Raw genomic sequence first — 12,654 nt, 5'->3', positions numbered from 1 at the left:
CGCTCGAAGGAGAGTGGTCTGTATCAGTAGCGACCCATCATCGGACCGCCGAACTTGTAGTTCAGGCGGACGAGGCCCATGTCGACGTCCTGACGGATGCGGTCGGTCGACGGCACCAGGGCGAACGTGACGTCCTTGTCCTGCAGGAAGATGTGGTTGTATTCGACGCCAACCGACCAGTTCGGCGCGAAGCCGAACTCGAGACCTGCGCCGACCGTGCCGCCCCAACGGGTCTGGTCGTTCGAGGACAGCAGCGCGCCCGAAGCCGTGCTGTAAACGTCGTACTTGGCGCCGACGACAGCCGCACCGCCCTTGACGTAGAGCAGCACGTTGTTCCAGGCGTAACCGACCTGGCCCGTGATCAAACCGAACGAGTCGATCTTCGAGCGGTTGCGGGTGGCGAACAGTGCGCTGACGTTGTCGCCCGTGAAGTCGGCCCAGTTGCCCTGGCCTTCGAGGCCGAACACGAACTGACCGGACTGCCAGCGATAGCCGATCTGGCCACCGACCGTGCCGCCGGTCGCGTCGTGCGAACCTTCGCGGCCACCACCGACGAGATCCCAGGTCGAGTGCGCGGAACCGCCGCCGCCGTTGATGCCGATGTAGAAACCGCTCCAGTCGTACACCGCAGCGAGCGCCGCCGGCGGAGCCTTGGTGTAAGGCCGCGCCGCGAGGTCAGCAGCCAGCGCCGGCGCCGCCGCGCTCAGCGCGACGAGGCTCACAGCAGCAAGCAACAAATTCTTTCTCATTTGATTCCCGTTCCAGTTTCTTCAGAGGCCCCCGGGCCGTGCCGTCGTCATATCAGCGATCGACGGAATTGCTGTAACCGCGACGCCACAGTTCGCGCCAAAGGGCCGCGCTTCGTTAGTGAAGATTTACCAGCGTGCGTCCGAAACCCTTTGAAACAAGTGTTTTTCCGTGGTTCGAGTATTTGCTGCGGAGGTTGGGCTGCGGACTCGCGCAAGATCGCCGCGCGCACATTCGCGTGATGCAGAGCTTAAAAATGCGCGGGCGAATCCTTCCCCATTGTCGCCACATTTTCGCTCGCACTCGCCCACATTTGCATTCGTGTCGAGCCCGCGGCGCGATGCGATAGCTCTTCAAACCTCGTCGAGCAGACTGCGAACCTTGGCAGCGAGGTCTTCGATCGCGAACGGCTTGGACAGCAGATGCTTGCCTGCATCGAGCATGCCGTTGTGGACGATGGCGTTGCGCGTGTAACCGGTGGTGAACAGCACCTTCAGATCCGGGCGCCGCTTCGACAGTTCGGCAGCAAGTTCGGCGCCGGTCATGTCGGGCATGACGACGTCGGTAAACAGCAGATCTGGAACGAAACCGTCTTCAATCGTCTTGATCGCTTCCTTGGCACTCGCCGCTTCGACGACCGTATAGCCAAGCTCACGCAGGCTTTCGGACGAGACGCTGCGGACCCGCTCATCGTCCTCGACGACGAGGATGGTCTCGCCCTGGTGGCTTGCACCGGGATGTGCCGCGCCTGGCGACGAGGTCGAGACAGCCTCCTCGCCCGCGAAGCGCGGAAGATAGATCTTCACCGTCGTGCCGACGTCGACTTCCGAGTAGATTTTCACGTGCCCGCCCGACTGCCGCACAAAGCCGTAGACCTGACTGAGGCCGAGACCAGTGCCCTTGCCCACGACCTTGGTCGTGAAGAACGGATCGAACACCTTTCCCAGCAGGTCGGTCGGAATTCCGGTGCCATTGTCCGTGACCGCAACCAGGACGTACTGCCCTGGCGACAATGCATACTCGCGGGCATATTTGCGGTCGATCGAGGCGTTGCTGGTCTCCAACGTCAACCGGCCGCCCTTCGGCATGGCATCGCGCGCATTGACCGCGAGATTGATAATGGCGCTTTCCAGCTGGGCCGGGTCGGCCTTGACGCGCCAAAGGCCGGCCGCCAGCACGGTCTCGAGGCGAATGAGCTCTCCGAGCGAGCGTTCGAGCAACTCGCTCATTCCCCCGACCATCTTGTTGATGTCCACGACTTCCGGCGCCAGAGGCTGTTGCCGCGAGAACGCGAGCAGTCTCTGCGTCAAGGTGGCCGCGCGATTCGCACCGTCGATGGCCCCCTCGAGAAAGCGGTCGATGTTGACCTCTCCCTTGCCGATCCGACGCTTGGCGAGATTCAAGCTGCCGAGAATCACGGCCAGCATGTTGTTGAAGTCGTGCGCGATCCCGCCGGTCAGCTGCCCGACGGCCTCCATCTTCTGGGATTGCCGCAATTGCTCCTCGGCCTTCATGCGTTCGGCGATCTCGTCGGCGACGCGCTGCTCCAGCTCGGCGTTGAGCGCCTCGAGCCGAGTCAGAAGCTGGGCGTTGTCGATCGCGGTGGCGGCATGACCGGCAATTCCGAGCAACGCGGCCTCATGCTCGGCCTGGAATTTGCCGCTCTCGGCGTGGCCGAAGAAGAGCCCGCCCAGGACCTCGCCCGTTCGCGAGATCACCGGCACCGCAAGATAAGATCGAACCGGAAGATGGCCCTCGGGCATGCCCCTCCGCGGCGCATTCTTGCCATAGCGCGGGTCCTGCAGGATGTCGTCGGACCGCACCACGCCCACGCCCTTGAACGTCGGCTCGAACACGGCCGTGCTACGCGGCATCGGGAAGCTCTCGAAAGCGGATCGCGGCGCGCCCGACAGCGAATAGAGCATGTAGCTGCCGCCATCCGCCGTCACAACGTTGTAGAAGAAGGCCCCGAACTGCGCGCCCGTCAGCTCGACGCCGGCATCCGTCACGATCTGCACGATCTTATCGAGGTCGCGCTCGCGAGCCACCGACGCTCCCGTGTCGTTCAATATCCTCAGATGACGCTCGGTTTTCTTTTGCGCGGAGATATCCAGCACGGTCCCGATGAAGCGAATAGCCTGCCCATTGGAGAAGATGGCCTGCCCCGTCGCGGCGATCCAGCGCTCGATACCGTCCTCGATGCCGACGGTTCGGTATTGGATGTTGTAGCCCGTCGGAGCCTGAGAATTCAGCGCCGCCGAGACGGCTTCGTGAGCGCGCTGCCTGTCGTCGGGATGAATGCCCTTCAGGAACGATCCCTCATAGCTGACCTCGGCGTCGGGCGAGAGGCCGAACACCTCCTTGCAACGGCTGTCCCATCGCAAGACGTCGCTGACCGGGTCGTAGTCCCATGTGCCGATGCCGGCCGCCTTGTTCGCGAGGACCAGCCGTTCGGCCGCGTCCCGGGCCGCCTGCTCCGAGCGGACGCGCTCGATATGCGCCCATGATCGTTCGGTCACCTCGGAGAGCAAGGCGAGTTCGCGCGACGTCCAGCGATGCGGGCCACGGTGATGAATGGCCATCAGGGCAGTGAGCCGGCCTTCCTTGACGAGGGGCATGCAGATCGTCGAACCGATCCCGATATTCTGGAACGCGGCAGCTTCCTCGGGCGCGATCTCCTTCAAATTGTCGTTGATGATGAGAGGCCTGCCGGCCCCAAGCTCTCGCACCGCCTTCCGGCCGAAATTGGCCAGGCTGTAATGCCCAAGGATGTGCATCGCGCCGGGCGCGGCCCAATCGCCGCGAATGGTGAAGCCGTCCTGATCGGGATCCATGTCGGCGTAGGCGCAGTTGGAAACGCCGAGATGCTCTCCGAGCATCCTGGTGGTCACCGCCATCACACCATCGGCATCTTGGATCTTGGCCGTCTTCTTGTTGAGTGCGTCCAGAAAGAGCAGCCGGGCCTCGTTCTCCCGCACGGCCGTCTCCGCGCGGCGACGCTCGACCGCGGTGCGCGTGCGCTCGGCGACGTCGCGGATGAGCTCCAGCTCGTCAGGGCTCCATTCGCGCGGCGCCGCGTTATTGAGGTACAGCAGCGCCACGACCCCGTCGGGCTCGGAGATCGGCATATTGACGAGCGCGCGCGCAGAGATGGCTTCGAGCGCTGCGGCACGGTCGCCGACGCGAGGATCTTTTTCCGCATCGGCACAGACGACGGTCTCGCCCCGCTTCAGATCTTCGATGTAGCTGCCATAGTCGCGAAAGTGCAGCACGCCAGCGAGACTCGAAATGCCCGGCGCGTTCCAGTCGCGAACGATGGTGATGGTTTCGGCGGAAGTATCGACCGTGCCATAGCCTGCCCGGCTGACCTTCAGGCTCCGGCCGAGCAGCTCGGCCGCGGCGTAGGCAAGATCGTCGGGATTATTGATCTCTCGGATGTAGTCGCCAAGTGCAGCCAGGACGGCATTGCGATCGGTCGAGGTCCCCCCGGCCGCCGTTGTCATCTGCCTCCCCCCGACACTTGCTCGTTTCACCGAATAGCGTTCAAGGCAACCTCGCGACATCCACTTCCGGCCACGACGACGCCAGCGAGAGGTCGACGCCCCGCGCCTCCTGATAACCTCATGAAGGCGTTAAGGTTCCGGCGAGGTCGTGGGCCGGATCGCAGCCGTGTCGATATTCACCCCGTGGTCCTCGCCGTCGATCTGGAGAAGCTGAAGCCTGCCGATCAGTCCTCACCCTCGACCGGCGTGTAGATCACCAGTTTCAGCGCGGGATCGTCGTTAGCCTGGAAGCTGGTGTGCTCGAACCGGAGCAGGCCCCTGGTCGGGTGGTTCATGGTCTTGAGGCCGGACATCGTGCTGCGGATGTCGTGGGCCTCCCACCATTTGACGAATTCCGGGCTGCCCTGGCGCAGCCGCGTCAGCAGCTCCGCAAAGGCGGGATCGCCGGCCCAGACGTCGTGGGTGGCGCGAAACATCGCGACCATGCTCTTGGCGACGTCGGTCCAGCTCGCGCCGTAGAACTTTCGCATCTGCTTGTTCGTCAGCACCAGCAGCAGCGTATTGCGATCCTGCTCGGGCAATTGCCCGAAGGCGAAGATATCCTCGGCGGCCTCGTTCCAGGCCAGCACGTCCCAGCGCCGCCCGGTGACATAGGCCGGCTGTTGCACGCTCGCGATCATCCGCCGGATCGGCGCCGGCACGATCTCGCGCGTGAACGCACCTCTGGCGCCATCACGCGCCAATGCCTTCAGGTGGGCGTGCTCGGCCTTGCTCAGACGGAGCGCACGGGCCAGCGCGTCGATGGTGGTAACGGACGGGCTGACAGTGCGGCCCTGCTCGAGGCGGATGTACCAGTCGACGCCGATACCGGCCAGCTGCGCGACCTCCTCGCGGCGCAGCCCCGCGGTGCGCCGGCGGCGCCCTGCCGGAAGCCCGACGGTCTTCGGCGACAGCTTCTCGCGGCGGGACCTGAGGAAATCGCCGAACTCGACGCGGCGTGGGTCGGCCATCGCTGTCGCTCCCGCGGATGGAGGGTTTCCGGAATACTAGGATAATACCAGGCCTTCATGGCTCTTCCAAGGCGGCGCATATCGGCATCATCCGACTTCGAGGTGAACATCATGAAAGCTGCCGTGCTCAAATCCTTCGGGTCGCCACTCGCGATCGAGAATGTCCCCGAACCGGTGCTCGGCACCGGCGAGATCATCGTCGATGTCGTCGCCACGCGCGTCTTGTCCTACATGAACGAAGTCTTCGACGGGACGCGCAATTACGCACTCGACCTGCCGATCATCCCGGGCCCCGGCGGCATCGGCCGGGTGCGCGCAATCGGCCCGGACGCAACCAGGCTCAGCGTCGGCGACTGGGTGTTCTGCGATCCGACAGTGCGTTCGCGCGACGACGCGGTGGCGCCCGACATCGCGCTGCAAGGGCTCACCGCTGCCGGGGCCGGCGGCATGCGCCTGCAACAGCATTTTCGCCACGGCTCGTTTGCCGAGCAGATGCGCGTGCCGACGGAGAACGCCAAACCCCTCGGGCCGATCGCGTCGGAGGACGCGACGCAATGGTGCGCGCTGGGTACGCTGCTGGTGCCTTACGGAGGCTTCCTCGCCGCAAACCTTCAGCCCGGCGAGACCGTGCTGGTGAGTGGCGCCACCGGTCATTTCGGCAGCGCCGCCGTCTCGGTGGCCCTCGCGATGGGCGCGGCCTGCGTGGTCACGCCGGGCCGCAACGAAAAAATCCTCGCCGACCTCGTCCGCCGCTTCGGCAGCCGCGTGCAACCGGTCATCCTCACGGGCCATGAAGATCACGACCGCGAAGCGATGAAGCGCGCGGCGTCCTCGCCGATCGATTGCGTGCTCGACATCATGCCGCCCTCGGTCAGCCCGACCGTGGTGCGGGCCGCGATCATGACGGTGCGCCCCTATGGACGCGTCGCGCTGATGGGCGGCGTCGGCATGGCCGGCGGCGCGGGGCTCGAGCTGCCCTATCCCTGGATCATGCGCAACTGCATCGGCATCCACGGCGTCTGGATGTACCCGCCGGATGCCGCGAGCCGTCTGATCGCGCTGGTGCGTGCAGGACTGCTGAGACTGGAGGAGTACGAGGCAACTTCCTTCGACCTCGACCACGCCAACGAGGCCGTGGCGCACGCCGCCGCCAATGGCGGGCCGTTCAAATTGACCGTGATCCGGCCCTGAGGCCTAAGGGCGCGGGCAGCGCCGCCGCCCATTTTTTTCGCAAGTCCCGTCAGGCACTTGGCTACTGTGCATGGGGTTGTTTTCGCAATTTTTACTAGTCGAGCTCGATGACCTGGCCGTTCGACAGCGAGACGCGCCGGTCCATGCGGCCGGCGAGCTCCATGTTGTGGGTGGCGATCAGCATCGACACCTTGGTCGCCTTCACCAGCTGCATCAGGGCCTGGAACACGTGGTCGGCGGTGTGCGGATCGAGGTTGCCGGTCGGCTCGTCCGCGAACAACACCCGCGGCGCATTGGCCACCGCGCGCGCGATCGCGACGCGCTGCTGCTCGCCGCCCGACAGTTCGGCGGGGCGATGGGTGATGCGGTCGCCGAGGCCGAGATAGCCGAGGATCTCCTTGGCACGCTTGACGGTCTCGGACTTCTTCAGGCCGCGGATCATCTGCGGCAGCATGACATTCTCGAGCGCGGAGAACTCCGGCAACAGCCGGTGCGACTGGTAGACGAAGCCGATATCGGTGCGGCGCAACTGGGTGCGTTCGATGTCGGGCAGCTGCGAGGTCGGCGCGCCGTTGACATAGACCTCACCGGAATCCGGCGCCTCGAGCAGCCCTGCGATGTGCAGCAGCGTCGACTTGCCGGAACCCGAGGGAGCCACCAGCGCGACCGATTGACCGGCCCACAGCGCCAGCTTGGCGCCGTCCAAAATCGTCAGCGGCACCTCGCCCTGCAAGTACTGCCGCTTTATCTCGTGGAGATAAATGACCGGTACATCGTCAGCCCCCTGCTGCTCCATCAGCCCCTCACTCGTACCGCAGCGCTTCGACGGGATCGAGGCGCGCGGCGCGCCACGACGGATACAGCGTCGCCAGGAACGACAGCGTCAGCGCCATGATGACGACGGCCGTGGTCTCGCCGATGTCGATTTCGGCAGGCAGCTTCGACAGGAAATAGAGTTCCGGCGAGAACAGCTCGGTCGAGGTCAGCCAGGACAGGAATTGCCGGATCGATTCGATGTTGAGGCAGATGACGAGGCCGACGAAGAAGCCGACCAGCGTGCCGACCACGCCGATCGAGGCGCCGGTGATCAGGAAGATCCGCATGATCGAGCCCTGCGAGGCGCCCATCGTGCGCAGGATCGCGATGTCGCTGCCCTTGTCCTTCACCAGCATGATCAGGCCGGACACGATATTCAGTGCCGCGACCAGCACGATCATGGTCAGGATCAGGAACATCACGTTGCGCTCGACCTGGAGCGCGTTGAAGAAGGTCGAGTTGCGCTGCCGCCAATCAACCAGGAACACCGGACGTCCCGCGGCCTCCGTCACCGCCTTGCGGAAGGCGTCGATCCTGTCGGGATTGGTGGTGAACACCTCGATCGAGGTGACGTCGTTGCTGCGGTTGAAATAGGCCTGCGCTTCGGCCAGCGGCATGAACACGAAACCGAGGTCGTATTCGGACATGCCGATCTCGAACACCGCGACGATCTTGTAGGGCTTGATGCGCGGCGTCGTGCCCATCGGGGTCACCGCGCCCTTCGGCGCCACCAGCGTGATGCTGTCGCCGGCATGCAGCGAGAGCTGGTCGGCGAGGCGCCGGCCGATCGCCACGCCCTGCCCTTCGTCGAAGCCTTCGAGCGAGCCCTGCTTGATGTTCTTGGCGATCGAGGTGAGGTTGTTGAGGTCGTCGGAGCGGATGCCGCGCACCAGGACGCCCGAAGCGTTCCATGGCGACGACGCCAGCGCCTGGCCGTCCACCACGGGCGCGGCGAGCCGGATGCCCCCGACCTGGCTGAGGCGGTCGGCGACGTCCTTCCAGTCGGTCAGCGGCGATTCCAGCGGCTGCACCAGGATGTGGCCGTTGAGCCCGAGGATCTTGTCGAGCAGCTCCTTGCGGAAGCCGTTCATCACCGCCATGACGATGATCAGCGTCGCCACACCCAGCATGATGCCGAGAAAGGAGAACCCGGCGATGACCGAGATGAATCCCTCCTTGCGGCGCGCCCGCAAATAGCGCGCCGACAGCATCCACTCGAATGGCGCAAAAGGCGCGGTCTGCACGGTTTCGGTCATGGTCTCATCCATCGCTCGATAATCCCATGATTCGGGGTCAATTGTGGCCGGATTGGCGGCCGCGATATCGCGCGATGAACAATATTCAGCCGACCAGCCCGATCAGCCCACAAGTCTTGCGACCGCGTCCGCAGGCGACATGGTCTCGCGGGAGCCGTCACTCCGCCGCTTGATCTCGACCTTGCCGTCGGCGAGCCCCTTCGGCCCGATCATGATCTGCCAGGGGATGCCGATCAGGTCGGCGGCGGCGAACTTGGCGCCGGCGCGCTGGTCGGTGTCGTCGTAGAGCACGTCGACACCCTTGGCGGTGAGCTCGCCATACAGCTTCTCGCAGGCCGCATCGACCGCGGCATCGCCCTGCTTGAGGTTGAGGATCGAGACGCGGAACGGCGCCACCGCCTCCGGCCATTTGATGCCGGCATCGTCATGGCAGGCCTCGATGATGGCACCTAACAGGCGGGAGACGCCGACGCCATAGGACCCGCCATGGATCGGCACGTCGACGCCATCGGGGCCCGCCACCAGCGCCTTCATCGGCTCGGAATATTTGGTGCCGAAATAGAAGATCTGCCCGACCTCGATGCCGCGGGTGTTGACCCGCTTGTCCGCCGGCACCTCCTGCTCGAAGCGCGCGGAATCGTGGACGTCCTCAGTCGCGGCGTAGAGTGAGGTCCATTGCTTGATGATCGGCGTCAGGTCGCTCTCGTAGTCGACATCCTCGCCCGGCACCGGCAGGTCCAGCACGTCGCGATTGATGAAGACGCCGGATTCGCCGGTCTCCGCCAGCACGATGAACTCGTGGCTGAGGTCGCCGCCGATCGGGCCGGTCTCGGCGCGCATCGGGATTGCCTTCAACCCCATCCGCGCAAAGGTGCGCAAATAGGCGACGAACATCTTGTTGTAGGCGACGCGCGCCGCGGCCTCGTTGAGGTCGAACGAATAGGCGTCCTTCATCAGGAACTCGCGGCCGCGCATCACGCCGAAGCGCGGACGCTGCTCGTCGCGGAATTTCCATTGGATATGATAGAGATTGAGCGGCAGGTTCTTGTAGGACTTCACATAGGCGCGAAAGATCTCGGTGATCATTTCCTCGTTGGTCGGCCCGTACAGCAGCTCGCGCTTGTGGCGATCGGCGATGCGCAGCATCTCCGGGCCATAGGCGTCGTAACGGCCGCTCTCGCGCCAGAGATCGGCCAGCTGGAGCGTCGGCATCAAAACCTCAATCGCGCCGGAGCGGTCCTGCTCCTCGCGCACGATCTGCTCGATCTTCTTCAGCACGCGGAAGCCGAGCGGCAGCCAGGCGTAGATGCCAGCCGCCTCCTGCCGGATCATGCCGGCGCGCAGCATCAGCCGATGCGAGACGATCTCCGCCTCTTTCGGATTTTCCTTCAGGATGGGCAGAAAGAACCGCGACAACCGCATGACAATACTCTGGGAATCAGTGATCGGTTGCAGTGAAACCGGATTGAGGGCAAAAATACAAGACCGGGAATGAGGAAAAGCCGCTAAGGCAACGGAATTCCTGTCATTTTTCCGTCGGACTTCAAGTTCAGCGCGAACTTCAGACGCAGGAAGGGACAGCAGCTTCACGTCCGGCGCGGCCAGCTTGCCCTTGAACAATGCCCTACCCCTCGACCAGGATCTCGATCCAACAGCTGACGGTGTTGGCGAGCCCTCCGCAATGGAGCGAACAGCTTGTGGGACGCCGCGCCCACCTCCGCTTGCTTGGTGTCGAGGGACATGTGCGCCGCCGCCCCGGAAGGCGGCGAGCGCGGCAACCAGAAACAGTCGGGATCAGTTCGGCATATCAGGCCTTTCGAAAGCCCGGATCAGCCTCATTTCATCTTCATTCCCGAATGATCCGGCATCTTCTTCATGTCCATGTGACCTGAATGACCGGCATCGCCGGGAGCCTGCGCGCCGACGCCCTGGACGTCGAGGGAGACCGCGACCTTGCCGGCCTTCTCGAATTGCAGCGTCACCGGTACCTTGTCGCCCTGCTTGAGCGGACCCTTCAGCTCCTGGAGCATCAAATGATTGCCGCCGGGCGCGAGCTTCACGGTCTTGCCGGGCTCGACCACCAATCCCTTGTCGAGCGCGCGCATCTTCATCACGCCGTTGTCCATCGCCATCTCGTGGATCTCGGACTTGCCGGCGATATCGGCGGAGACGCCGACCAGCCTGTCCGGCGCCGTCCCCTTGTTCTCGATGACGAGATAGCCGCCGGCGACCTTTGCGCCGCCCGGGGTCGCACGGCTCCACGCCTGCGAGATGACGAGATCGCCGGCCTTGACGTCGTCGGCGATTGCCGGCGTTGCGGAGATCGCGAGAGCGAACGCGGCGAGCAGCACGTTTTTCGAGATTGTCTTCATGTCGGTATTCCCTTTGCAGATTTGAGGTTCAGTGTTTGGAGCGTTGTTGCGACGACCATTTTTCGAGATCGGCCATCTCGGCCGAGCCTTCGATCGTCGTGATGGTTCCTTCCGGAGAGATGAGCATGGTCCTGGGGATGTCGCCTTGCCACGTCGGGTCGATCTCGAACCGCAGGCGCTCGACGAAGCCGTCGTTGAAGATGAAGTTCTCGGTCGACGACAGACCCGCCTTGTCGAGCATCGCTTGCGTCGCCGCCGGCAGGTTTGGCACGAGATCGGCGCTGACCGTGACGACGTCGACGTCAGGATGATCCTTGGCGAACTGCCCCAGCAGCGGAAGCTCGATCTTGCAGGGGCCACAGGTCACGCCCCAGAAATGCACGAGCACGGGGCGGCCGGCGTGTCCCTTCAGGACGCCCTGCCAGGTGCCGCGTTCGAACGGCTTCAGGGCCGGAGATGCGTCCAGCGCCGCCGCTGACGCGATCAGAACGGCAAGGCTCGCAATGCCTGCAAATCGAAATCTCATGGCTTGTCCTCGATAGCTGTCAGCCGATAGCCGTCCGCCTTCGTCATCCACGACAGGTAGGTCTTCGTGCCGTTGGAGACGAGCAAGGGGTGATCGGAGGTGTCGCTCGTGCTCGATATCGTCTTCGGCGGCGACCAGGTCTCGCCATCATCGCGGGAGATCGTCATCTGCACCGAAGTCCTCTCGCCGTCGAACTCCTTCCAGACCATCACCGTCCCCGCAGGGCCTGCCAGCACGAAGGGCCGCGTCGGGTTGCGGCCCGGCTGCCCAAGCGCCATGGGCGCGGAGAAGGTGCGGCCTTCGTCGCGGGAATGCGCGTAGAACAATCCCTTTCGCGCCTTCCCGTTCGTGTACCAGACCACATGATAGGTCCCGTTCGGTGCAATTGTGAGGCTCGGCCCGTGATGCGGGCAGGCGTTGATCTGCCAATCGTCGGTGCTGACCCGGTGGATCTCACCGGGCGTTGCAACGTCGGTGAAGGTCATCACCGCATGATCGCGCACCCCGCCGTCGAAAATATTCCTGAAGATCACGGCCGGCCGCCCGGGCGCGGCGAATGCCAGCCCCAAACGGCAGCACTCGCAGGTGCCGTCGCGCGCGAGACTGGCCTCCGTGTAACTGGCGCCGCCATCGCGCGAGGCGGCAAAAAACAGCGCCGCGCCCTCGTACTTTCGCCCCGCCTCTTTCGCAGGGACACGATTGCGCTTGTCGATCCAAGCAGCAAAGACCGTTCCATCCTGATCGAGCGCCAGCGCCTCGAACCGCTGGCTCTGGTGGTTGGCGGTGATGGGCTTCAGCTCCGCAAAGTTCTTTCCGCCGTCGGCCGAGCGCGTGTAGAGCACTTCTCCGTTGAAGGCCTCGTCCCTGAAGGTCGAGAACGTCAGCGCGACGCCGCCGTTGCGATCGATCACGATCTTCGGCCGCGCATCCGGCCCCCAATCGAGGTTCAAGCGCTTCGTCGTGACCTGCGTCGGCGCCGAAAAATTGCGCCCCTCATCCTGCGAGCTTGCGACAGAGACCTGCCCTCCCGCCATCCAGACCAGCCACAAGGTCCCATCCGGACCGAAGGCCGGCGTCGCCTTCGTCGCACAGCGCAGCGTCGGCTGCTCACAGGCCGCTTCAGATGCGGGCGGAGCTCGCATCTGTGCGAGCGCTGGATCATGCGCGAATGCGAGCGCGACGATGGTAATCAGGCCAGTTCGCATCATGGCCCTGTTCGCGGAGAGAGTCCGG

The 12,654-nt window shown here is 64.3% G+C and carries 10 protein-coding genes; 1 reads left to right on the top strand and 9 read right to left on the bottom strand.

Going from position 1 to position 12,654, the window contains the following annotated elements:
• Positions 1-23 precede the first annotated feature (23 nt).
• The 3 genes from K410_RS0117525 to K410_RS0117515 form a co-directional block, all read right to left on the bottom strand.
• Positions 24-749, bottom strand: coding sequence for an outer membrane protein (locus K410_RS0117525; RefSeq protein ID WP_028136104.1), 726 nt, complete (start codon positions 747-749; stop codon positions 24-26).
• Positions 750-1,100: 351 nt separating this feature from the next.
• Positions 1,101-4,250 (bottom strand): GAF domain-containing hybrid sensor histidine kinase/response regulator, encoded by a 3,150-nt coding sequence (locus tag K410_RS0117520; protein ID WP_028136103.1) that lies wholly within the window; start codon positions 4,248-4,250, stop codon positions 1,101-1,103.
• Positions 4,251-4,474: 224 nt separating this feature from the next.
• A complete protein-coding gene (locus tag K410_RS0117515) occupies positions 4,475-5,260 on the bottom strand; it encodes a helix-turn-helix transcriptional regulator (RefSeq protein WP_028136102.1) in 786 nt (261 codons plus the stop codon).
• A gap of 111 nt (positions 5,261-5,371) precedes the next feature.
• On the opposite strand from K410_RS0117515, the gene K410_RS0117510 reads away from it, so the two are divergent.
• Positions 5,372-6,451: a quinone oxidoreductase family protein gene (locus tag K410_RS0117510; protein WP_028136101.1), complete on the top strand. Its 1,080-nt coding sequence runs from the start codon at positions 5,372-5,374 to the stop codon at positions 6,449-6,451.
• A gap of 94 nt (positions 6,452-6,545) precedes the next feature.
• Here the strand turns inward: K410_RS0117510 and K410_RS0117505 are convergent, their stop codons facing one another.
• The 6 genes from K410_RS0117505 to K410_RS0117480 form a co-directional block, all read right to left on the bottom strand.
• Positions 6,546-7,247, bottom strand: a complete 702-nt coding sequence (locus K410_RS0117505; RefSeq protein WP_028136100.1) for an ABC transporter ATP-binding protein — start codon at positions 7,245-7,247, stop codon at positions 6,546-6,548.
• A 7-nt stretch (positions 7,248-7,254) separates the two neighbouring features.
• On the bottom strand, positions 7,255-8,535 hold the full coding sequence (locus K410_RS0117500) for a lipoprotein-releasing ABC transporter permease subunit (protein WP_028136099.1): 1,281 nt from the start codon (positions 8,533-8,535) through the stop codon (positions 7,255-7,257).
• Positions 8,536-8,625: 90 nt separating this feature from the next.
• The gene (proS, locus tag K410_RS0117495; protein WP_028136098.1) at positions 8,626-9,945 is read right to left on the bottom strand and encodes a proline--tRNA ligase; all 1,320 of its coding nucleotides are present in this window, start codon (positions 9,943-9,945) and stop codon (positions 8,626-8,628) included.
• Between the two features lie 413 nt (positions 9,946-10,358).
• The gene (locus K410_RS0117490) at positions 10,359-10,895 is read right to left on the bottom strand and encodes a copper chaperone PCu(A)C (RefSeq protein ID WP_028136097.1); all 537 of its coding nucleotides are present in this window, start codon (positions 10,893-10,895) and stop codon (positions 10,359-10,361) included.
• A 28-nt stretch (positions 10,896-10,923) separates the two neighbouring features.
• Entirely contained in the window at positions 10,924-11,421 is a 498-nt protein-coding gene (locus tag K410_RS0117485) for a TlpA family protein disulfide reductase (RefSeq protein ID WP_028136096.1), read from the bottom strand.
• Complete coding sequence (locus tag K410_RS0117480; protein ID WP_028136095.1) at positions 11,418-12,629, bottom strand: sialidase family protein; 1,212 nt, start codon at positions 12,627-12,629, stop codon at positions 11,418-11,420. Before K410_RS0117480 ends, K410_RS0117485 begins: the two co-directional genes overlap by 4 nt.
• Positions 12,630-12,654: the final 25 nt, after the last annotated feature.

This window comes from Bradyrhizobium sp. 22 (assembly GCF_000482425.1).
GTDB classification, from domain to species: Bacteria; Pseudomonadota; Alphaproteobacteria; order Rhizobiales; family Xanthobacteraceae; genus Bradyrhizobium; species Bradyrhizobium japonicum_B.
The sequence above is the reverse complement of the archived record's forward strand: the minus strand, read 5'-3'. Positions and strand labels throughout refer to the sequence as shown.